The 21574-nt window shown below is 63.7% G+C and carries 25 protein-coding genes and 2 pseudogenes; 17 read left to right on the top strand and 10 right to left on the bottom strand.

What is annotated here, in order from left to right; all coding sequences use genetic code 11:
• Positions 1-75 precede the first annotated feature (75 nt).
• From LO787_RS04090 to LO787_RS04050, 9 genes are all read left to right on the top strand, one after another.
• The gene (locus tag LO787_RS04090; RefSeq protein WP_232494586.1) at positions 76-519 is read left to right on the top strand and encodes a nuclear transport factor 2 family protein; all 444 of its coding nucleotides are present in this window, start codon (positions 76-78) and stop codon (positions 517-519) included.
• 334 nt (positions 520-853) lie between these two features.
• Positions 854-1270 carry a cupin domain-containing protein gene (locus tag LO787_RS04085; RefSeq protein ID WP_232494585.1) on the top strand — a complete coding sequence of 139 codons (417 nt, stop codon included), beginning with the start codon at positions 854-856 and terminating at the stop codon, positions 1268-1270.
• A 454-nt stretch (positions 1271-1724) separates the two neighbouring features.
• The gene (locus LO787_RS04080; RefSeq protein ID WP_232494584.1) at positions 1725-2024 is read left to right on the top strand and encodes an EthD domain-containing protein; all 300 of its coding nucleotides are present in this window, start codon (positions 1725-1727) and stop codon (positions 2022-2024) included.
• A 42-nt stretch (positions 2025-2066) separates the two neighbouring features.
• Complete coding sequence (locus LO787_RS04075) at positions 2067-2891, top strand: oxidoreductase (protein WP_232494583.1); 825 nt, start codon at positions 2067-2069, stop codon at positions 2889-2891.
• A 50-nt stretch (positions 2892-2941) separates the two neighbouring features.
• Positions 2942-3790 carry an alpha/beta fold hydrolase gene (locus tag LO787_RS04070; protein ID WP_232494582.1) on the top strand — a complete coding sequence of 283 codons (849 nt, stop codon included), beginning with the start codon at positions 2942-2944 and terminating at the stop codon, positions 3788-3790.
• Positions 3791-3846: 56 nt separating this feature from the next.
• On the top strand, positions 3847-4377 hold the full coding sequence (locus LO787_RS04065; RefSeq protein ID WP_232494581.1) for a VOC family protein: 531 nt from the start codon (positions 3847-3849) through the stop codon (positions 4375-4377).
• A gap of 69 nt (positions 4378-4446) precedes the next feature.
• Positions 4447-4755, top strand: coding sequence for a hypothetical protein (locus LO787_RS04060; protein WP_232494580.1), 309 nt, complete (start codon positions 4447-4449; stop codon positions 4753-4755).
• 15 nt (positions 4756-4770) lie between these two features.
• Complete coding sequence (locus tag LO787_RS04055; RefSeq protein WP_338045431.1) at positions 4771-5439, top strand: alpha/beta hydrolase; 669 nt, start codon at positions 4771-4773, stop codon at positions 5437-5439.
• Between the two features lie 30 nt (positions 5440-5469).
• A complete protein-coding gene (locus tag LO787_RS04050; protein WP_232494579.1) occupies positions 5470-6012 on the top strand; it encodes a GNAT family N-acetyltransferase in 543 nt (180 codons plus the stop codon).
• Here the strand turns inward: LO787_RS04050 and LO787_RS04045 are convergent.
• Complete coding sequence (locus LO787_RS04045) at positions 5966-6829, bottom strand: LysR family transcriptional regulator (protein ID WP_232494578.1); 864 nt, start codon at positions 6827-6829, stop codon at positions 5966-5968. The two genes, LO787_RS04050 and LO787_RS04045, sit on opposite strands and share 47 nt — an antisense overlap.
• Before the next feature lie 204 nt (positions 6830-7033).
• Between LO787_RS04045 and LO787_RS04040 the strand changes: the two genes are divergently transcribed.
• The 4 genes from LO787_RS04040 to LO787_RS04025 all read left to right on the top strand — a co-directional run bounded on the left by LO787_RS04040 (position 7034) and on the right by LO787_RS04025 (position 10171).
• The gene (locus tag LO787_RS04040) at positions 7034-7537 is read left to right on the top strand and encodes a sigma-70 family RNA polymerase sigma factor (protein WP_232494577.1); all 504 of its coding nucleotides are present in this window, start codon (positions 7034-7036) and stop codon (positions 7535-7537) included.
• Positions 7527-8168: an NrsF family protein gene (locus LO787_RS04035; protein WP_232494576.1), complete on the top strand. Its 642-nt coding sequence runs from the start codon at positions 7527-7529 to the stop codon at positions 8166-8168. The genes LO787_RS04040 and LO787_RS04035 overlap by 11 nt, the downstream gene beginning before the upstream one ends.
• A gap of 111 nt (positions 8169-8279) precedes the next feature.
• Complete coding sequence (locus tag LO787_RS04030; RefSeq protein WP_232494575.1) at positions 8280-8861, top strand: DUF308 domain-containing protein; 582 nt, start codon at positions 8280-8282, stop codon at positions 8859-8861.
• Positions 8862-8887: 26 nt separating this feature from the next.
• On the top strand, positions 8888-10171 hold the full coding sequence (locus tag LO787_RS04025) for an aspartyl protease family protein (protein WP_232494574.1): 1284 nt from the start codon (positions 8888-8890) through the stop codon (positions 10169-10171).
• 149 nt (positions 10172-10320) lie between these two features.
• On the opposite strand, the pseudogene LO787_RS04020 reads toward LO787_RS04025, so the two are convergent.
• A pseudogene (locus tag LO787_RS04020) lies at positions 10321-10572 on the bottom strand (tyrosine-type recombinase/integrase); the annotation flags it as partial.
• A gap of 152 nt (positions 10573-10724) precedes the next feature.
• Here LO787_RS04020 and LO787_RS04015 point away from each other — a divergent pair.
• On the top strand, positions 10725-11090 hold the full coding sequence (locus LO787_RS04015; RefSeq protein WP_232494573.1) for an Hsp20/alpha crystallin family protein: 366 nt from the start codon (positions 10725-10727) through the stop codon (positions 11088-11090).
• Between the two features lie 203 nt (positions 11091-11293).
• On the opposite strand, the gene LO787_RS04010 is transcribed toward LO787_RS04015, so the two are convergent.
• The 3 genes from LO787_RS04010 to LO787_RS04000 form a co-directional block, all read right to left on the bottom strand.
• Complete coding sequence (locus LO787_RS04010) at positions 11294-11575, bottom strand: hypothetical protein (protein ID WP_232494572.1); 282 nt, start codon at positions 11573-11575, stop codon at positions 11294-11296.
• A gap of 74 nt (positions 11576-11649) precedes the next feature.
• On the bottom strand, positions 11650-11919 hold the full coding sequence (locus LO787_RS04005) for an usg protein (RefSeq protein WP_232494571.1): 270 nt from the start codon (positions 11917-11919) through the stop codon (positions 11650-11652).
• Positions 11916-12152, bottom strand: coding sequence for a hypothetical protein (locus LO787_RS04000; RefSeq protein WP_103098421.1), 237 nt, complete (start codon positions 12150-12152; stop codon positions 11916-11918). Before LO787_RS04000 ends, LO787_RS04005 begins: the two co-directional genes overlap by 4 nt.
• A 271-nt stretch (positions 12153-12423) precedes the next feature.
• On the opposite strand from LO787_RS04000, the gene groES reads away from it, so the two are divergent.
• Together groES and groL are read left to right on the top strand one after the other, a co-directional pair.
• Positions 12424-12738 carry a co-chaperone GroES gene (gene groES, locus LO787_RS03995; protein WP_232496251.1) on the top strand — a complete coding sequence of 105 codons (315 nt, stop codon included), beginning with the start codon at positions 12424-12426 and terminating at the stop codon, positions 12736-12738.
• 55 nt (positions 12739-12793) lie between these two features.
• Positions 12794-14413, top strand: a complete 1620-nt coding sequence (groL, locus tag LO787_RS03990) for a chaperonin GroEL (RefSeq protein WP_232494570.1) — start codon at positions 12794-12796, stop codon at positions 14411-14413.
• 493 nt (positions 14414-14906) lie between these two features.
• Here groL and LO787_RS03985 read toward each other — a convergent pair.
• Positions 14907-15877, bottom strand: a pseudogene (locus LO787_RS03985) (IS110 family RNA-guided transposase).
• On the opposite strand from LO787_RS03985, the gene LO787_RS03980 reads away from it, so the two are divergent.
• Positions 15761-16138 carry a hypothetical protein gene (locus tag LO787_RS03980; RefSeq protein ID WP_232496437.1) on the top strand — a complete coding sequence of 126 codons (378 nt, stop codon included), beginning with the start codon at positions 15761-15763 and terminating at the stop codon, positions 16136-16138. The pseudogene LO787_RS03985 and the gene LO787_RS03980 sit on opposite strands and share 117 nt — an antisense overlap.
• A 51-nt stretch (positions 16139-16189) precedes the next feature.
• Here LO787_RS03980 and LO787_RS03975 read toward each other — a convergent pair whose 3' ends face one another.
• From LO787_RS03975 to LO787_RS03960, 4 genes are all read right to left on the bottom strand, one after another.
• Entirely contained in the window at positions 16190-17695 is a 1506-nt protein-coding gene (locus LO787_RS03975; protein ID WP_232494569.1) for a DHA2 family efflux MFS transporter permease subunit, read from the bottom strand.
• A gap of 32 nt (positions 17696-17727) precedes the next feature.
• Positions 17728-19122 carry an OprO/OprP family phosphate-selective porin gene (locus LO787_RS03970; protein WP_232494568.1) on the bottom strand — a complete coding sequence of 465 codons (1395 nt, stop codon included), beginning with the start codon at positions 19120-19122 and terminating at the stop codon, positions 17728-17730.
• A gap of 225 nt (positions 19123-19347) precedes the next feature.
• Entirely contained in the window at positions 19348-20622 is a 1275-nt protein-coding gene (tcuC, locus tag LO787_RS03965; RefSeq protein ID WP_232494567.1) for an MFS transporter, read from the bottom strand.
• Positions 20623-20663: 41 nt separating this feature from the next.
• On the bottom strand, positions 20664-21536 hold the full coding sequence (locus LO787_RS03960) for a substrate-binding domain-containing protein (RefSeq protein WP_232494566.1): 873 nt from the start codon (positions 21534-21536) through the stop codon (positions 20664-20666).
• Positions 21537-21574 lie beyond the last annotated feature (38 nt).

Genomic DNA, 21574 nt, shown 5'->3' with positions numbered 1-21574 from the left:
GTAGGTCGGGTGCACCAAGCGCCCCAGTAGCGAACGTTGGAATGGACTGGTAGAGTTTCGACAAAGGAGAACCATATGCGCTGTCTTGCTGTACTTTGCGCTTCGGTCGCAACGTTGGTCACGCCGGCCAAGGCACAGGTGAGCGACGCGGTCCGGACGGAGATCGTCGAGGCAGAGGAATTATGGCGACAAGCCCGCATCAACGGCGATGTAGCTTTCCTTGAACACTTCTATGGGAAAGAAGCGCGCATCCAGGGAATGGACGGCAAGGCTCTCACGCGCGAGGCCGACATAGCAATGTTCAAGACTGGGCAGATAAAGCCTAAGTTTATCACACATGGCCCGCTCGAAATCCGAACTTATGGCGATATCGCGATAGTCACTGGTGTCGACCACCTCGGTGGAACCGCGTTTGGCCGCTACGGCGAGATGTTCCTGCGCTTCACCGACGTGCTCGTTAAGCGAGACGGGCGCTGGCAGTTGATTGTGCAGCAAGCCACCAGCACGACCGGTTTCTAGCGAAGGCTTCCCAACCCACTGTGGCCATTCCGGCCGGTCCGAGATCGCCCATCTCGCTCAAACCGAACAGGCCGAATCTGAACGTTATCTTCCCGTTGCCGTTGAACAAACCGGGTCGTTGCCGACGGTGCAGCGAATGGCAGCTCCGCTCAAACTGTCGGTGGTACGGTGGGGAGCCTTGTATGGTGTTTTTGCGGATAGAGGGCTATAGCACGGCATTCTTCGGACGCCCCGCCGGCGGTTGCCGTGCTGGTCGCCGGTCTTTCCGATGCTTGGTGGGCATTGCTGAACTCCTGAATAAACTTGCGAAAAGTGTCGGTGCGGAGGCCTGCAAATGCTTAGATACCTTTTGCCAGCGGCACTGACCATAATGGTGGGAGCGCCAGCAACGGCAGAAGAGCAGGACCCATTCGAGGCTGTTGTGGCTGCGCCAGCGAGCCATCATATCCTGCTCGAAACCGATCGGGTGCGCGTCCTGCGGGTTTCAGTCCCGCCGGGTGCGACTGAGCCCGTCCATGTTCACAAGTGGCCGAGCGTAATGTATTTCGAGCAGGCTCAGCCCATCACCTACATCACCTATGATCTGATCGGCGGAAAACCGATCGAGAGAGCCCGCGTGGACGTTCCCGCAGAGGCGTTGTCCGGCGCGGGAACGGCCGATCCCGAAGGTCTGCACGCCGTTCAAAACCGGGGAACGCAGCTATTCCTCGCGTTGAGGGTTGAGCTCAAGGATGGTCGCCCTTTGAAGTAACATCGCTTCAGCTTCCCCGAATTCAGATGCCGATGCTGCTGTTCCACGATGACCTTTGAACGACAACAAAGTTCCACGAGCTTCTGGCATTTCTCGACCAAAATGCGTCGCTGGGCAGTCGCGCTTCCAACGGCAGCTTCCGCCGAATCCTGTCGTTAGCACCGCTGGCGCCGGAGAACGATAGTGTACGCGCAATGCTCGGCATCAATGGTGGCATACGACCGGTCTGAAGGATTTGCGCTCCCGGAGATGGGCAGACATCAGACCGCAAAGGCCGGCGGCCCGAGCCCTTAGACCACCCGAACAAATCTGAACGGCAAGCGTGCAATGCTGGACGTTCAAGAACAGATTCAAGCATCTAAATTGCCGTCATCGTCGGAAAGGAGCCGATCGAACTCGAGCCGGTACGGATTGGCGGGGGAGATTCGGGCGCTCGCGAACAAGGACTTCGAGGATGATCACGATGCTGGTGACCTATGCGGGCGATGTGCACACGCCGTTCGACCGCGACTATTGGATCAACGTGCACTTCCCGCTCGTACGGGAAAGTTGGGCTCCCTATGGTCTCATCAGTGCGGCTGGCTTCTTCCCGCAAGCTGACGACGCCGGGCTGATCGCCGTGGGCGTCGTCAACTTCCGAGACAAGGCGGCCATGGAAGCGGCGCTCCAGGCGCCGGAGACGGCTCGGGTCCTGGCCGACGTGAGCATCGTCACCGCCGTCCAACCCCAGCGCAGCGTCCTGCAGCCGCTCTGAGCGGCGTGCCGTCATCGCCTTAAAACCAGTGGAGCGTATCTCATGAAAACTTGGCTCATCACCGGCTGCTCGAGCGGCTTCGGCCAGCGGCTCGCCCTCGCCGCGGCACGGCGCGGCGAGCGGGTCATCGCTACGGCGCGCAACGTCGAGACGATCGCGCATCTGGCCGAGCCGTTCGATGGTCGGATGCTCACCCTGCCGCTGGACGTGACCGATCCGGCAGCAGCCAGGGCAGTTGTCGCGCAGGCCGTCGATGCGTTTGGCGGGTTCGACGTGCTCGTGAATAATGCCGGCTACGCGCTGTTCGGCGCGATCGAGGAAGCCACGCCCGACGAATATCGGCCGATGTTCGAGGTCAATGTCTTCGGGCTGATCGAGACTACCAGAGCCGCCCTGCCGGTCCTGCGACGCGCGGGCGGATTGATCGTCAACATGTCGTCCGGTGCCGGCATCGAGGGGCGGGGCGGCGGGGGCTATTACCATGCCGCGAAATTCGCGGTGGAGGGACTTTCCGAGGCGCTCGCCGGCGAACTGAAGCCGTTCGGCATCCGCCTGCTGATCGTCGAACCCGGGCCGTTCCGCACCGATTTTTTGGGCAGGTCGATCGCCATGGCGGGCAACGAAATGCCCGAATATGCCGCGAGCTCGCGCAAGCAGTATCGCGACACGGGAAACGGCAACCAGGCGGGCGATCCGGACAAGGCGGTCACCGTGATCCTGAAAGCGGTCGACGCCGAGGACGCCCCGCTCCACCTGCCGCTCGGTCCTGCGGCGCACGCGATCGCCGAGCGGAAGCTCGCCGCCTTCCGCCGCGACATTGACGCCTGGCGCGACATCACGATCGCCACCGATTTCGATCGCGGCTGAGCAGGGGGCCAGCGCTCCGTTTGAACAGCCTATTCTGTGGGAGAGCGATCATGATCGCAGCACTACCGGGCTTTGTCCAGCAACTGGTGCCGGCGAACGGCATCAGTATCAACGCCGTCACCGGCGGCTCCGGCCCGCCGATCCTGCTGCTCCACGGCTGGCCGGAGACCTGGTGGGAATGGCACCAGGTGATGCCGCGGCTCGCCGAGCATTTCAGCGTGGTGGCGATTGATCTGCGCGGCGCGGGTTTCTCCGACTGCCCGCAGGGCGGCTATGACAAGGCGACGATGGCGCAGGATGCGCACGGGGTAATGGCTGCCCTTGGCCACGCACGCTACGCCGTGTGCGGGCACGATATCGGTGGCATGGTTGCATTGGCGCAGGCCGCGCTCTACCGAGACGCCGTCACCCATCTGGCGGTCCTCGATGTGCCGCTCCCCGGCTGGACCCAGTGGAAGGCGACCATCGCAGGCCTCTGGCATTTCGGCTTCCATGCCAACCGGGATCTGCCGGAACGCCTGCTCCATGGCCGGGAACAGCATTATATTGCGACCTTCATGGCCGAGCGCTTCTACGACCACAGCGGCTTCGATCCGGCGGACATCGAGATCTATGCGAGGGCGATGGCGCTTCCCGGCCGCACCCGTGGCGGCATGGAATGGTATCGCACGCTCGACGCCGACCATGAAGCCGCGCTCGCGTACAAGGAGCGGCCGCTTGAGATGCCGGTGCTCGGCCTCGGCGGAGACCAGCGTTTCGGTGCGCGGATGGTGCCGATGCTTGAGGAGTTCGCCACCAAGGTGACCGGCGGCGCGATCGCGCGGTGCAGCCATTATGTCGCGGACGAGCGGCCGGAAGAAGTCGCAGCCTCGCTGATCGCCTTCCTCAAGGCCGGATGAACCGGCGCCCGAGCCAATCCCCGCGTGCAATCGAACCAGCAACGAAGGAGACTGTCATGACCGCACCCGTCATTCGCGGCGTCAATCATATCGGCATCACGGTGCCCGACATCGAAGGCGCCAAAGCCTTCCTGGCCGAGGCCTTTGGCGCCCAGCTGATCTACCAGTCGTTCGGCCCGCAGGATCCGCCGCGGCACGGGGCCGAGTTCGAGCGCGCCGTGGGCGCGTTCCCAGGTACGGTTGTGCGCGCGCAGGCAATGGTCAAGATCGGCACCGGACCCGATATCGAGCTCTTCGAGATGCACGGACCCGAACAGGCCCCGCCGATCCGTGCGAGCGACTTCGGCATCACCCATTTCGCGCTCTACACCGATGATATCGATGCATCGGTCGCGCGCTTCGAGGCGGCGGGCGGCACCCCGCTGACGGCGCCGCGTGCCATTCCCTATGCGACCGAAAAAGGCCCCGGAAACAAGGTCTGCTATTGCCGCATGCCCTGGGGCACGACCATGGAGTTCATCACCACGCCGGATCGCATGGCCTATCATGACCAGACCGATCTGCGCAGGTGGCAGGACGACGATTGAGGAGAGCGGGCGAGGAGCCCGTATCCTCATTGTAAGACACGGAAAATCAACCAATCGAGGTTCGCGCTCATGGATGAACAAAGCTTCGGCGTGCGGTTGCCCGCCCGCGTGTTGCCCGCTCCACAATCAATCAGCGCGGAAGCGCGGGCCGCGCTGGACCGTCTGGTCGACGCCGATGGCATCCCGATCAATGCCAAGCACCCGCTGCCCGATCCCAAGGATCGTGATGGCTGGGTCCGGATCAAGGCGGCGGTGGATGCGCACTATGCCGCCGGCATCAAGGATCTTGCCGGCAGTTTGCGCGCCAGCGTCGAAACCGTCCAGCTCGGCGACACGGTCGTCCACGTCGCCACGCCCGATACCGCGACCATCGCCTAAGGGGCCTATCTTGATCTGCACGGCGGCGCGCTGGTATTTGGCGGAGGCGAGGCGTGCCGCGTCGGCGCGCAGATGCAGGCGGACTTACACGGCCTGCGTTGCTACGGCGTCGACTATCGGACGCCGCCCGCGCATCCCTATCCTGCGGCACTGGACGATACGCTGGCGGCCTATGCCTATGTGCTGGAACGTCACAAGCCTTCGGACGTGGTGATCGGCGGCAGGTCCGCAGGCGGCAACCTCGCTGTTGCCATGTTGCTGCGGGCGCGGGAGGCGGGGCTTCCCATGCCCGCCGGTCTCGTCCTGCTATCCCCCGAGGTGGATCTGACCGAGTCCGGGGACAGTTTCGCAGTGAACCGCCTGGTGGACCTGATGTTGCCCCTGCCGCTACGCGCGGCGAACCTGCTCTATGCCGACGGCGCAGACCTCTCCGAACCCGCGCTGTCCCCACTGTTCGGCGACCTGACCGGCCTGCCGCCGACGCTGCTGCAATCCGGTACCCGCGATCTGTTCCTCTCCAACACCGTGCGCATGCATCGCGCCCTGCGGAAGGCGGGCGTTTCCGCCGAGCTTCACGTCTTCGAGGCGATGCCCCACGGTGGCTTCCTGGGCTGCACGCCGGAGGATATGGAGCTGAGCGGCGAGCTCGTCCGCTTCGTCCGCAGCTGCTTGCGCGGCAGCTGAGGCCGTTGGCGCACTTCTTCCAGGACCCATATGATCGCCACCGAACGGCTCCTCCTGCGTTCCTATGAACCCGGTGACGTGCCGGCGATCGTGACGCTGGCGGCCGATCCCGCCGTGCGCAAGTTCATCGGCAATCTCCCCGACTCCGAGGAAGGCGCCTGGACAAGGGTGCTGCGCTGCGCGGGCCATTGGAGCCTCTTCGGCTTCGGCGCGCTCGCGGTCGTCGAACGGGCCGGCGGCCGCGTCATAGGCGAAGTCGGTGCGGGCTTCTTCCGGCGTGGTGTCGATCCGATGCCCGACACTGTGCCCGAAGCCTCGTGGCTCTTCTCGTCCGACGTCGGCGGGCGGGGTTTGGCGTTCGAGGCGATGACCGGCCTTCTGCGCTGGCTGGCACAGGCAACGTCCCATGATCGCGTCGCCTGCCTGGTCGAGCCGGTCAACCTTCCCTCGCTGAAATTTGCCGAAACGCTTGGGCTCCGGCAGATCAAGGATCTCTCCTACCGGGGATGGCCGTTCGTCCTGTTGGCTAGCCCGGCCCGACCTCCCGCAGGTGCTCGTCCAGCACCGCGATGAACGCGCGGAGGCGCTGCAGATGCTTCAGATCGCGATGATAGCCCATCCAGATGTCCCGGCTCGGCGGCGCCTCCGGCAGGTCGAGCAGGCGCAGCCCCGGGGTCTGGCTGCCGACGGCGCGGGGAAGGACGGCGATGCCGATCTCCTGTCGGCACATGCGCGCCTGCACATTCCGGTTGTTCGAGCGCATCACCGTCGTCGCGTTGGGGAAGCTTTCCAAGAGCCAGGCGATATCGGGAAAATGGCCCGTGGAGGTATCATGGGTGATCAGCCGGAAGCCGGTGCCGTCGCCGAACACCGGCTCGGGTGCGCTCGCGGCGATGTAGACGCCGTAGTGCAGCCGGGCCAGCCGCCGCTGCACGATGTCGGAGGTGTCGAAGGGCACGATCCGGAAGGCGATGTCCGCCTCGCGCTGCGCAAGGCTAAACAGGCGCGTGCCCGTCAGAATCTCGACATCGACGTCCGGATGCGCGCGCGTATAGTCGGCGACGATCGGGGGCAGGACATAGGCACCGAACCAGTCGGCCGAGGAGATGCGCAGGCAGCCGCGCAGATTTTGCTCCTGCCCGGCGAGCCGACGCTCCATCGCCAGCGCACCTTCCTCCATCTGCTCGGCCAGCGAGACGATCGCGCTCCCCTCCTCGGTGAGGATGAGCCCATCGGCGGTACGCTGAAACAGCGTCTGGCCGGTCGCCGCCTCGAGCGCGCGCAGCCGCCGGCCGATGGTAGGATGGCTGAGGCGCAGCGCGCGCGCCGCGCCGCCCAGCGTGCCGACGCGCACCACGGCCAGGAAGATACGGACGTCGCTCCATTCCATGGCCTGTCCTTACGCGTTGCCGATGCGGTGTACACCCTCCGGCAGAAAAGTTCGACCCAGAGTGACCGGGATCGTGTTGCGGGCGAATAAGGATTCATGCGCCCGGACTTTCTTTCGAGACTCATCTCAAGGCCGCCCTCGGGGGCGCCGCGGTCAGCGCGCACGCGGCCTTCCGGCATGGCGCCCGACAGCTGGAGCGGCCTGATGGAAGCGGCCCAGAACGGGCATGGCGGCGCGTATCGGCGGCTGCTGGGAGAGACGTCCGAATGGCTGACGCGCTACTTCGAGCGGCGGCTGCCGCCGGGCGAGGTCGACGATGCCGTCCAGGAAACCTTGCTCGCCATCCATCGGCGGCGCCACACCTATGATCCGCGCTATGCCTTCGCCCCCTGGCTCGCGGCGATCGCCAAGAACAAATGGGTGGACCAGCTGCGCAGCCTGGCGCGCCGTTCGGCGGACGAATTGCCGGATGCGATCGCCACCGGCGATCACGAGGCGGCGGTGGTCAGCAGCTCGGTTCTCGCCAGCCTGTTCGACCAGCTCCGCCCCGCCCAGGCCCGAGCGATCCTGCTGGTCAAGGTGCAGGGCTATAGCATTGACGAAGCCTCGGCTCAGACCGGCCTATCCCCGTCGGCCGTGAAGATGAATATACACCGCGGCCTCGCCCGCCTGACGGCATTGATCGAGAAGACCACCGATGTCGAATGAAGCCCTGATCCTCGACCTGTCGTCCGACCTCGCGCCGGTCCGGCGGCGCAGCATGGTCCGGGAAGGCGTGCTGCTCCTCGCGCTGTGCGCAACGGAGCTCGCCCTTGCCCCGGCTACGGGACTGATGCGTGCCGACATGCACCATATGGGTTGGGCACCCCATCTGATGTGGCGGGTAGCGAGCCTCGGCCTCCTCGCCCTCGCCGCCTGCGTGCTGGCGATCCGATCCTTCTCGCCTACGGCCCGGTCACGGAAGGGGCTGATTCTCGCCTGCGCGCTCGCAGCGCTGGCGATTGTCGGGGGTGCGTTCGTCACGCCAGAGGGCATGGCCGAGCTGGGGCTGCTCGACCGTATCAACCCGATGAGCGGCATGCGGTGCGCGACCTCGATCTTCGTGCTCTCGCTGCCGACCCTCTTATTGCTCGGTGCTCTGATGCGCCGGGCCGCGCCAACCCGGCCCCGGCGGAGCGCCCTCGCGAGCGGCATCGCCGCCGGGGCCTGCGGTGCCTTCGTCTTCGCGTTCTGCTGCCCGTTCAACGACCCCCTCTACGTGGTGGTCTGGTACAGCGTCGGGTGCAGCGCCGTGGCGGCCGTGGCGCGATGGTGCCTGCCGCAACGCTTCCGCCTCTAACCATCGCCCGGGGCCGATCACCCGCCGCACACTTCCTCCAGCGCCGACGATCGACCCACCCGGCTTGCCGGGCGGGCGACGTGCGCCTGCATCACAGAAAGGAATTACACCATGGAAACCATCACCGACGCGAAGTCCCCGGACCGCGATTGGCTCAAGACCTATTACTATCTGCGCTTCGCCGTCGCCGCGATCTGGGTCGTCCTCACCTTCGGCGTTGCCAGGACCATGCCGCCATTGGCCGCGGTGATGCTCGTCGCCTATCCGGCCTGGGACGCGCTGGCCAACTATCTCGACGCCCGCCGGAGCGGCGGCCTGGCGCGGAACAAGAGCCAGATGCTCAACTTCGTCGTCAGCATCGGGACCGCCGTCGCGGTCGCCATAACCCTGCCGCACGGCATGCACGCGGTCCTCCAGATCTTCGGCGTGTGGGCGGTCCTCTCCGGCCTGTTCCAGCTGCTCACCGGCGTGCGGCGCTGGAAATCCTATGGCGCGCAATGGGCGATGATCCTGAGCGGTGCCCAGTCCGGCCTGGCCGGCGCACACATGCTCAGCAAGGCGGCGGGCGCCGCCCCGGTCAGCATTGCCGACATTGCACCCTATGCGGCGTTTGGCGCCTTCTACTTCCTGGTCTCGGCGGTCTCGCTGACGATCAGCGACGTGCGTCGCCGCGCCAAGGCCCTTGCAGCGTGATCGGACTGGGATTGGGAGGCCACGGCATGGTGGTGCATGCCATTCTTACCGTGGCGGCTGCCGCCGCGACGCCCTCCAATGCCGCGTCGCCAGCTGAGAACCTGCTCCCGGTCGACGCCGCGCTTGCGCGATGGGATATGGCCGGCGCGCGTATACTGGCGCAGGCGATGCCGAAGGGCGCCGAGCGCTGCGCGGTGGAGGGGATCATCGCCAGCCGCGACAACCGTCTCGAGGAAGTGTCGAAGTCGCTCCCGCGATGCTTGGCAATATTGGAACAGACCCATTCTGCCCACGCACATGCCGCTTTTGAGGCGCTGCTGGACTCCTATGCCCGGCAGGGTGCGTACAGGAAGGAACATGCGTTGATCGTGCGGTGGCTCGCGGCCCATGGCGAGCCCGTCGATCCCGATGAGCTTGCCGATCTGCGTGAGGCGCTCGGAACGGCGGCGGTGTTGCGCGACGTGTCCAGCCCCAAGGCGACAGGCAGCAGCTCCGCGACCTTGCACAGTTACCGCAATGTGCTGGGCACGCAGAATGTCGATCTGACGGTGCGCGGCGTCACGCTTTCGTGGAATATCGATACAGGTGCCAACCTTTCCGTTGTAACCGAGAGTGCGGCCCGACGTATGCGATTGGCGGTTCGCGATACCGGCGCACGAGCGGTGGGATGGACCGGCCATTCGGTCGCAACACGAATCGCTGTCATACACAGGCTTCCGGTTGGCGGTGTGACCCTTCGGAATCTAATGGCGATCGTGGTACCGGACAGCGCATTGTTCATCCGGTCTCCGCTAGGCGACTATCAGATCGAGGCGATACTCGGCTGCCCTGCGCTCGGTCAGCTAGGTCGATTCAGGATCGATGCCGACGGCACGTTTGCGATCGATCGAGCGGGGCCGTTGCTCAGGTCTGGGGCGACGCTCTACATGAAACAACTGACACCTGTGGCCGAAGTGGAGATCGCGGGGCGCACGGTCTTGATGAGCATCGACACGGGGGCAAACCGAAGCAGCCTCCACGCGAGCTATGCTACCCGCTTCGCCGATCGCGCGCGCCTCTGGTCCAGCGAGCGAGACACGACGTTCGGTCTGGGTGGCAGCACCGAAGGCGACGTTGCAATCGAACCCCGAATGACGATCACGGCAGGCGCGGCAACCGTCGTCGAACAGGACGTGACCGTTACGTTGGAGGGCGACAAGACGGCGCCCGTTCTTGGCAACCTTGGACAGCGCGCGTTGACGGCCAGGGGCAGCTACACGTTCGACTTTCGTGCGATGCGGCTGTTGCTTGGGCCAGAGGCTTCGGATTGATGCGCGGCCCGCTTCGTATCTGCGTAGTTAGAAGCAACCGCTGAACGTCGGCCTTTGGCAATAACGGATGTTGAACTTATCGCCACCCAATGACGGCTTCGTCCCAGCGCCCGTGCCCGGCACGCCCCACGGCACGGGCGTCAGCAGGTTCAGATCTCGGTGTTCTCGGCAAGCGCAAGTGCGTCTTCCACGTCGATCCCAAGATAACGCACCGTGTTCTCGATCTTGCTATGGCCGAGAAGGATCTGGACGGCACGAAGGTTGCCGGTGGCCCTGTAGATGATCGATGCCTTCGTTCGGCGAAGTGAGTGCGTGCCATACTCACTCCGCATCAGACCGACACCAGGCACCCATTCATCGACAAGCCGAGCATACTGCCGTGTGCTCAGGAGATGACCATCATGGCTTTTCGTGATCTCATTCCCTAGAGTCGGCAGTAAAGCCGTCTCCCCGTCCCGGTCAGCGCCGAGCGCGGCCGCGACAATGGTAACCCACCCGTTGCTGTCGCTCTACCGCGAGGTGAACCGGCTGTTCGACGACGTCTTTTTGCGGCGTGCCCGCATTAGCCGGGTTCGACCGCGCTGTCGGCTGGCCCCATGCCGAGTTCGGCGAAACCGACAAAGAGATCTACGTCACGGCGGAACTGCCGGGTCTCGACGAGAAGGGCGAGGAGGTTACCGTCGAGGATGGTGCGCTGACGCTTCGCGGCGAGGAGCGGTCCGAAGTCGAAGACAAGGATCGTGGCTATACCGAACGCGGCTATGGACGCTTTGAACGCCGTATCGGACTGCGCCAGGGCATCGACCGTGACCACGCCGCCGCAACTTTCAGGAACGGCGTGCTGACCGTCACCCTGCCGAAGACGGAGGAGGCGAACGAAAATGTCCGCCGCATCTTGGTCAATGGCAAGGCGGCCTGACGATCTGGCCCGGGACTTCGGTTCCGGGCCATTCGCCAACGATAATCGCACTGTGCCATGCGCGTCGAGCGCGCTACCGGAAGCCTATCGGCCGCCGTGTTCGTCATGGGCCGCATCTCCGGCGTGCTTCTCGCCGGCCTCGCTGTCCAGTTCGTCTTCGACGGTCTCGCGGCCGCGCCGTTCCTGACCGGTGGAATCCGCCGCTATGCGGCCTCGTCCAATACCCGAAAAACTCGATCGAGCATCGCGGCGTTGGAAGCGGCCTTGGGCAGTTCGCGGCGGGCGAAGCGTTGAAGCGGCGCGAGGTCCCGTCGCGGCAACCGCAGCTTTATCAGGCTCTGCCCCAACGCATCGCGCGGGATGCGCTGCGCTGCCTTGCCGGAACGCAGGAAATGGTCGAGGAGCCGCTTGCGGTCGGCAAAGGTCCAGCCCAGCGTCTCAAGCTCATCAGGCGGCACTGACAGCAGCGCGAGCGCAAATCCCATGATGTCGTCGAAGGCAAGGGCGAGGCGGACCGTCCGTCCGCCTCGCCGGCGCCAGCGCTCGCCATGACCGCATATCATGGGAGCGGGATGATGCCATCGACCGCGCGCCATTCGGTAGGTCCGACCAGCCGGCCATGGGCGATCCGGACCGAATGGAGCGCGGCCTCGATCTCGCGTCGCCAATGGTCGAGGAAATCGAACAGCATAGGGAAGTCGGGCGCAAGATCATATTCCTGCCATATGAACAGCTGGAGAAGCGACGGCGCATCGGGCCGGTAATAATGGATTTCGGCGGTGGTGAGACTGTAGCCCTCCAGCTGCGCGATGAAGTCGCGATCACTCATTGCAGCGGTCGGCCGTCAGTCCGCTGCTCATCGAGCGATCGCATGGCGGCGAAGACCTCATCGATCGGAACGGCGCGCTTGGCGCCGGGCGGCTTTCGCATCGCCGGCTGGTCCTTCACCGCGGAGCGATCGGACGCCCAGGATGCCAGAATGGCGCGTTTTACTTCCGGCTCAAGGCTCGGATGGTGCGCAACGTCGAAGGGGTGCAAGAAATGGGAAAATGGCTGCGACATGGCCGTGGCTCCTTTCCTTGTGTCGCTCCTTTCTCATGCGTGCAGTGCCGCACGCGGCTCAAGATTTTGGTGCTGATCCGAGTCGCGTCAAGAGGGATGATGTCATCGCACGTTACTCAGAATGGCCGGTTTGGCACTCGGAGGAGATGAGTGCCAAAAAATTCCGTTCGCCCTCTTGACCCAAAAAATCTCTTTTCCTAGTTCACGCGAACCTGTTGTTCAGATGAACGGCAGGGACATCACAACCTGTTTTGCATCTGGAGGTTTTGCCATGCATTTCCGCCCCTTGCACGACCGTGTGGTCGTCCGTCGCATCGAAGCCGAGGAGAAGACCTCGGGCGGCATCATCATCCCTGACACCGCCAAGGAAAAGCCGCAGGAAGGCGAAGTCGTCGCCGTCGGACCCGGCGCCCGCGACGACAGCGGCCAGCTCGTCAAGCTCTCCGTCAAAGCCGGGGATCGCATCCTGTTCGGCAAATGGTCGGGCACCGAGGTCAAGATCGACGGCGAGGACCTGCTCATCATGAAGGAGAGCGACATCCTTGGCGTGATCGACAACGTCGTGCCTCTCAAGCAGGCGGCCTGATCGGTCGTCCTTATCCCTCGAACATTCAGGAAGGAAAGAGAAAGGAGTAGCAGCGATGGCTGCCAAGGAAGTGAAGTTTGCGTCGGACGCGCGCGACCGTATGCTGCGCGGCGTCGATACGCTGGCCAACGCCGTGAAGGTGACGCTCGGTCCCAAGGGCCGCAATGTCGTCATCGATAAGTCGTTCGGGGCTCCCCGCATCACCAAGGACGGCGTCACCGTCGCCAAGGAAATCGAGCTTGCCGACAAGTTCGAGAATATGGGCGCGCAGATGCTGCGCGAGGTGGCGAACAAGCAGAACGACAAGGCGGGCGACGGCACTACAACCGCCACCGTACTTGCCCAGGCGATCGTGCGTGAGGGCTCGAAGGCTGTCGCCGCCGGCATGAACCCGATGGATGTCAAGCGCGGCATTGATCTCGCGGTCAACGCCGTCGTCAAGGATCTCGAAAGCCACGCCAAAAAGGTCGGCGCCAACAGCGAGATCGCGCAGGTTGCCACCATCTCGGCCAACGGCGACGGGGAGGTCGGTCGCATCCTCGCCGAGGCGATGGAGAAGGTCGGCAACGAGGGCGTGATCACGGTCGAGGAGGCCAAGAGTCTTGAGACCGAGCTCGAGACGGTCGAGGGCATGCAGTTCGACCGCGGCTATCTGTCGCCCTACTTCATCACCAATGCCGAAAAGCTCAAGGTCGAGCTCGACGATCCCTACATCCTGATCCACGAGAAGAAGCTCTCTAACCTTCAGGCGCTCGTGCCCCTGCTCGAGAAGGTCGTCCAGTCCGGTCGGCCGCTGCTGATCATCGCCGAGGACGTCGAGGGCGAGGCGCTCGCGACGCTCGTCGTCAACAAGCTGCGCGGCGGGCTCAAGATAGCGGCGGTCAAGGCGCCGGGCTTCGGCGATCGCCGCAAGGCGATGCTCGAGGATATCGCCATCCTGACGGGCGGCAACGTTGTTTCCGAGGATCTCGGCATCAAGCTCGAGAATGTCACGATCAACATGCTCGGCCGCGCCAAGAAGGTGACGATCGACAAGGACAACACGACAATCATCGACGGTGTAGGCCAGAAGGACGATATCGATGGCCGCGTCGCGCAGCTGCGCCAGCAGATCGAGACTACTACGTCCGACTATGACCGCGAGAAGCTGCAGGAGCGCGTGGCGAAGCTCGCCGACGGTGTCGCAGTGATCCGCGTCGGCGGCGCGACCGAGGTCGAGGTCAAGGAGAAGAAAGACCGTGTCGACGACGCGCTCCATGCGACGCGCGCCGCGGTGGAGGAAGGCATCCTGCCGGGGGGCGGCATCGCACTGCTCCGTGCGATCAAGGCGCTCGATGGGCTTAAAGCTGCCAATGACGACCAGCAGTCCGGCATCGACATCATCCGCCGGGCGCTGCGCGCGCCCGCGCGGCAGATCGCCGAAAATGCTGGTGAGGACGGCGCCTATATCGTCGGCAAGCTGCTCGAAAGCTCCGATTATAACTGGGGCTTCAATGCCGCGACCGCTGAGTATCAGGACCTCGTCCAGGCGGGCGTGATCGATCCGGCCAAGGTCGTGCGCACCGCCCTCCAGGACGCCGCGTCGGTCGCTTCGCTGCTCATCACGACGGAGGCGCTCGTCGCCGAGCTTCCAAAGGAGGAGAAGGCCGCGCCGATGCCGGCGATGGATTATTGATTGGGGGAGGCCCGGCCACCCGGGCCTCTTCTGCCCGGGGGGGCAAAGTAAAGTCGTGAATGCCCTGCTTCAAACACCGCACAACTATTCGGCCACGGGGAGCTCGATGGCCTTAGATACACTTTTACCCGACCGTTATACGAGGATGACAAACTCACGTCCCGTCTTCTCGCGACCCATTATAGACCTTCAGGCAGTGAATTTTCGCATCCAAGTGCAGACCGTTCTCTGTGGATGGCTCCCGCGTTGTAAGTACAACTTGATGCTTTGACGTTCGGTCGGTTGCAGTCGTCTGTCCGGCTTACTGTTGCAGTCGGGAGGGACTGCTGGCCCTGATGGGGTCCGCGAACCAGGTCACAATCGGCTTAACAGGCTATAACGCCTCTGACAGTCCATGGGTTGTCCTGTTTCCCGGTCTGACCGGTATCGCCATCACATCGCATCGCGCTTACAACGTCGTGAAGCTGATCTCCTCAGCTCGAGCTCTTAGATGTCAGCCCGCCAGCATTGGGTTATGGCGTGCCTGATAGGTTTTCCCGCGCGTCATGAGCGCCCAGATGACCCTGGCGATCTTGTTGGCCATGGCCACCGTCGCGACCCTGACCGGCTTCTTTGCCAGCCACGCGAGAAGGCGCGGATCGGCAGTGTCGGGTTTGTATTTGGCATATCGGACCGATGCGGTTGCGCCGATGACGAGCAACTTGCGCAGATACTTGTCGCCCATCTTGGTGATACGGCCGAGACGATCCTTGCCCCCGCTCGACTTCTGCAGCGGTGTCAGACCCAGCCAGGCTGCAAACTGACGCCCCGACCTGAACTGATGGGGATCGGTTACCGACGCAGCAAAAGCCGTCGCGCCAACAGGTCCAATGCCGGGGATGGTGGACAGGCGTCGTGCAAGGTCGTCACTACGTTGCAAGGCGCCAAGGCTCTTGTCGATTTCCCGGAGCCGGACATGTGTGTCGATCACTTGCTGCGACAGCATGGCAACCACCATCGTTGCCTCCACGGGAAGGCCTGTATCGACTTCTCCATCAACAATCTGCCTTGCCATAGAAAGCGCCTTCTCAAGGCCTTCCGGAATGGCGATCCCGAACTCCGCCAACATACTTCGCATCATGTTCACCAGCTGCGTGCGTTGCCCCACCAGCAAGCTTCGGGCGCGATGCAGGGATAGCGCGGATTGCTGCTCGCGCGATTTCACAGCGACAAACCGCATCGTCGGGCGCGTGACCGCCTCGCAGATCGGACAGCGTCATTCTTACCGCGTTTAACATACGGTTTGACGTAGGCCGGTGGCATTAGACGCACCTCGTGACTCAACCCGATCACCTCGCGCGCCCAGTGATGGGAGGTGCCGCAAGCCTCGATTCCGACCAAGCATGGCGGCAAGTTCCTGAAGAACGGGAGCAACTGGGCTCGGCGCAACGCTTTGCGGACAACGACCTTGCCTGCTGCGTCTATGCCGTGAATCTGGAAAACATTCTTGGCCACATCCAGGCCGATCGTGGTAATCTCCATGGCGAATGGTTCCTTTGCTCGGGTTTGCCTTACAGCAAACCATCTTGGCACCTAGATGCCGCGAGCGGGAGCCATCCATCCCATCCGCTTTCGCGTTCCAAATGGCCGAAATCCGAAAGACATTACTTGGCCCCCGTTAAGCAGGCTGAGAAAAATGAAGCTGTCCGCTGCCGCGCCGGCCGCGTTTTCGCGAATGGCTATTGACCATAGTTCGGCAAAAAATCCGCGCTCGCATATTCAGTAAATTGTGGCATATCATCGTCGAGTTTGCGCAACATCTCGCAGAGCCGATATTTCCTCCTGGGGGGAGCTGCTTGCGCTAGATCCACCGTTCAGTTCTCGGCCTGCGTTGGAACTAAACCTTCGATTCCAAATCAACGCGCAGCCTGAAATGCAGGTGACCACAAGGAACGCCATCGTGAAATCGTCCAGAGACAGCGTCGTCCGGCCCGCCACGCGCGGCGTGAGTTCCAGTGTCGTCGCCGCCAGGCAGATGCCCAGAGACATGCTCAACTGCTGGAAAGTGGCATAGAAGCTCGTCGCCGAACTCATCCGCTTGTCGTCGATGTCGGCATAGGCGATGGCGTTGTAGGCGGTGAACTGGAACGAGGTGAAGAACCCAGCAACCAGCAGCACGGCGACGATCAGCGGTATCGGCCAGTCGGGTCGGAATGCGCTGCACAGCGCGTAGCCCGCCGTGCCCACCAGCCCCGACACGATCAGGCTCCGGCGAAAGCCCCATCGGCGCAGGATACGAGGGGCAAGTGCCTTCATCGCCAACCCGCCAATGGCGACGGAAACGGTCAGCGTGCCGGTCACCGCGGCTGAGTAGCCGAAGCCCAGCTGGAACATCAGGGGCAGCAGGAACGGTTGCGCTCCCTGCGTGATGCGCGCCAGCGATCCGGCTATGACCGAGAGGCGGAAGTTCTTCGTCCGCAACAAGGCGGGATTGAGGATCGGGCTGTCGGTGCGGCGAGCGTGGACAAGGTAGGCAGCTGCCAGCAGACTGCCACCTGCCAGCAGCGCTACGGCAACGCTTCCGGTGCCGCTGCGGCTCGACAGTTCCAGCCCAAACAGGATGCAGGCCAGCGCGGCGCCCGAAAGGACGAAGCCGATCCAATCGAACCGTGTCCGCACTCCGTGGACATTGGGCACCAGAATTAGCGCGAAGACGATGCCAGCAAGCCCGATGGGCACGTTGATGTAGAAAATCCATCGCCAGTCCACCCACGTCACGATCATACCGCCCAAGGGCGGCCCGAGGATCGGACCGATCAGCGCAGGCATGACCAGCCAGGAGAGGGCCTGGACTATCTCGCTCCTGTCAACGCTGCGCAGTACCACAAGCCGTCCGACCGGGACCATCATCGCACCGCCGATCCCTTGAAGGAAACGCGCCGCGACCAGCGATGGCAGATTGAACGCCATCGCACAGGCAATGGAGCCGATCAGAAAAATTGCGATGGAAAGGCAGAACACGATCCGCGATCCGAAGCGGTCCGCAAGGGTGCCGCTTGCCGGGATGAACAATGCCAGCGCGACGAGATAGCTGGTCAGCGCCAGGCTGAGCGTCGGCGCCGCCACGCCGAGGTCCCGCGCCATGGTGGGCAACGCCACCGTCAGCACCGTGCTGTCCAGTTGCTGCATGAACATCGCCGACGCGACGGCCAGCGCCGTGCTTCTGAACGTGCGGGGACGAGCCGCAAGGCGTGGCAAAAGCCCGCCAGGACTTTCGATCGCGTTATCCGTGTTCTCGTTCAATCCTAGATCCGATGCCTGTTGCCTGCCGTCCCTCAGAACGAGATCTGGGCCCGACCCAGAACCGTCTGTCCGTGGTCGTAGCCGACGTAAACGCCCGTGGGGTTGTTTACGGTCCAGTCCATGGCGTTCAACTGCAGTCGCACGAAATTGTTGAGATACCAGTTGATGCCCAGCGTCGCTGCCGTGCCCTTCCCGGCGGTCGGGTTGTCGCTGTAGTCGATCTCTTCGTAGCGCACGGCGACCTCGATCGCGCCGCGTCCGCCGTTCGTTACCGGATCGATTACGTTGGGCCGGCTCCAGACGCCGCCGCGCGCGAGATAGGGCGTGGTCTCGCCGGTGAGGAACCACCCGGCGGAAAGCACCCAGGCGGACTGATCCGTGGATGCCGCCGTGCGGCTCTCAAGGTGCCGGTGCCCCATTTCACCGTAAGCCCAGAGTGAACGATGGAACAGGCCCCCTTCCAGCCCATATGCGGTTCCGGAGTCGGGGTTCGCGAAAGTGCCGGGGGATACGCGCAGGTTGTCATTGTAAAAGCCCCCCACCGCGATGGAGCGTGTCGGACGGGTGGCGTCGCTGGCGATCCTCTCGTGGAAGCCCCATACGCCCAGATGGACGATGAGATCGGCGGTCTTCGCCGGGTTCCAGTGCATGCGCCCCGCCACGGTGAAGCCGTCGCTGGCCGTGCCCGGATTGGAGATGTCGTCGCCAGAGACCTGCACGCCGACGTGCCAGCGCTTTCCGTAGATGCGCGCCGCTGCGCCCAGTCCGAAGAAGCCGCGCACGGGGATGATGCCCTGTCCCACCACGTTACGCTCGATGAAGGGCACCGAGATGGTGCCACTCGATCCATCGATGCCGCGATCGTTCAAACGGTTGCCCAGCGCAAATTCGGCTTGCTGGCCCGCAAGGCGCGTGGTCCAGGCAAGATAGGCGGACTTGATCGCAACTTCGTTGTCCGCGAAGTCGCCCTCCAGAACATAGGACAGATGCTTGCCGATCGAGCCTTCCATGCCAAGACGCAGCGAGCGGGCCTGCGTGGCGGTGATGTTGCGCGCATCCGACCTGGAATTAATGGTGCGTCCCAGATCGATCTGGATACGTCCGCGCGGGCGAAAGGTCAGGTTGCCGTCGCTGCTCGAGAATTCGGGCGTGCCCTTGGACCAGTTGACGTGGACCATGTCCTTTTGCGCCGCCTCTATCTGTGCGAGGCGTGCGTCGAGCGGAACCGGGTGCGCATCGGATGGCAGCGGGCGACCGAGAGGCGCCGGCTCACGCCGTTTGCGGGCGGCCGGTGCAGGCGTTTGCGACATTTCGGTGGCGGCGACCTGCGCTTGCGGTGCGCTGGCGGATCGCATGGCCGCGACCATCTTTTCCATCGTCGCCAAACGGCTTTCCAGATCGGAGATCCGCGAACGCTGATCTTCCACGACCTGTTTCAACTGGGATACCTCGTTTGCCTCCTTCGCGGCGGCTGGCGAGACAAGGCAGGTCGTGGCGAGGAGTGTAGCCCAGGGAACATGGCCCTTATGGATCATGGGATCCTCTCTCGAGAGCGGAGCTTTGCGACCCGCTTCTTTATTGTGTCAATTATGGGAACCGTGCGGGCCATCTTCGGAAAGACGACCCGCACGGCGGTTGGGAGAGCGAAAAGATCAAGCCTTGGCCCAGCGGGCGCGCTGCGCCCCGACCAGAAGCGCGATCAATGACAGCAAGGCCGCTGCGGCGCACCATGCGCCCGGGATCGCCTTGTCACCGGTGGCGCCGATCAGCGCGGTGCTGATCGCGGGGGTGAAGCCGCCGAAGATCGCGGTCGCCAGGCTGTAGGCCAGGCTGAAGCCGACGGTGCGGACATGCGCCGGGATGATCTCGGTCAGGTAGACGATGAAGGCTCCGTTGTAGGTGGCATAGATCGCCGCCAGTAGCAGTTCGACCGTCAGCAGGCGCCCGAAGCTGGGCGCAGAGACGAGCCAGCTCATCAGCGGATAGGCGAGAATGGCACCCAGCAGCGTCGCGGTGATCAGCAGCGGCTTGCGACCGACCTTGTCCGAAAGCGCGCCCATGATCGGCAGCAGCGTGAAGTTGGTCAGACCGACGCAGGCGGTGACGAAGAGGCTCTCACCCGAGGAAAGGGCCAGTTCCTTGCTGCCGAAGGTCGGGGTGTAGGCGGTGATCATGTAGAAGAACACGGTCGTCATCACGGCCATCAGCGTGCCCTTTAACACAAGGCCCCAATTGGCGGCCACGATGCCCACGATCCGGTTGAGCTGCGGGTGCTCCTTGCGGTTGAGGAACGCCTCGGTCTCTTCCATGTGACGACGGATTATGAAAAGGAACGGGATCATCACGCAGCCGATGATGAACGGTACGCGCCAGCCCCATGCCTGCATCGTCTCGGGATCGAGCGAGGTCGACACCAGCAGGCCGATCAGCGCGGCGAAGACAACCGCAGCCTGCTGGCTTGCCGACTGCCACGAGCAGAAGAAGCCCTTGCGGTGCGGCGGAGCGATCTCGTTCAGATAGACCGAAACGCCGCCGACTTCGACACCAGCTGAAAGGCCCTGCACGAGGCGACCGATAAGGATGATGATCGGCGCGGCAAGGCCGATCTGGGCATAAGTGGGGGTGATGGCGATCGCCAGCGTACCCAGCGCCATGAGGCCGAGCGTCAGCAGCAGACCCTTGCGGCGTCCGTGATTATCGATGTACGCGCCCAGCACCAGCGCGCCTACCGGACGCATCAGGAAGCCCGCGCCGAAAGTCATCAGCGTCAGCATGAGCGAGGCGAATTCGCTGCCGGTAGGAAAAAACGCCTTCGAGATGTAAGTGGCGTAATAGCCGAACACCATGAAGTCGAACATCTCCAGGAAGTTGCCGCTGGCAACGATGAAGATCGACTTGAAGGCCGAACTGCGGGACGCCGGAGACATGCCCGGAGTCCCCTCTTGGGGGTATGCGATGGAAGCTTGGGTCATGGCTGGACCTTCTGCGATGCTGGCTCGAGCCCGCTTTCACGGATCACGGCATAGGCTTTGGGAGAGGCGAGGTACGCGATCAGCGCCTTCGCTTCGGCAGGGTGGGGCGAATAGGAAACGACGCCGGCGGAGAAGGCCGTGACCTTCTGCAGTTCAGCCGGCAGCAGCCCGACGATGCGGATGCCCTTCACGGGCTTGAGTTCGCTGAGCTGCTGAAAACCGATTTGTGCCTGGCCGCTGGCGACGATCTGGCCGACGGGCGTGGCGGGAATCATGCGGCCTTTGGGACGGACCTGATCGGCGACGCCAAGCTTGTCGAGCATGGTCGTCTGGATATAGACGCCCGAGGCGCTGTCCGACCATGCCACCGACTTGGCAGCCAGCAGCGCCGAGCGCACCGCTGCGGGGGTGCTGATATCCGGGGCCGGAGCGCCGGCCTTCACGGCAACGGCGATCTTGGAAAGAACAAGATCGGTTTCCGTACTCGGCACGATGGAACCGCCCGAAGTCAGCTTGTCCAGCGAGGAACGCGCCAGGATCACGACGTCGGCGGGCTCCTTGCGAGCAAGGCGGTTGGGGATCGCCTGCGGCGTGTCGCCCATCGAGGGGCCGTGTTCGGTGACGATGTGGATGCCGGTTTCGCGCTCATACTGTTGGGACAGGAGCGCAAAAGCGGAGGTGAAGCCGCCCGAGGTCATGACCCGCAGTTCCTTCTGCGGCTGCGTCGGCGCTTCTGCCTGCGTGCCGGCGGGGGTGTTCGCGGCACACCCCGCGAGCGCTGCGGCCGGCAGCAGCAGCATGGCCAATCTGCGGCTCAGCTTTTCCTGCGTCTTGCGAACACGCGGGAGCACGATAGATGGAACTTTCATGTATCCTCTCTCTGCTTGCTGGACGCGACAAGGCACGC

This window comes from Novosphingobium kaempferiae (assembly GCF_021227995.1).
GTDB lineage: Bacteria > Pseudomonadota > Alphaproteobacteria > Sphingomonadales > Sphingomonadaceae > Novosphingobium > Novosphingobium kaempferiae.
Note: the sequence above shows the minus strand (reverse complement) of the source record. Positions and strands in the feature narration are given on the sequence as shown.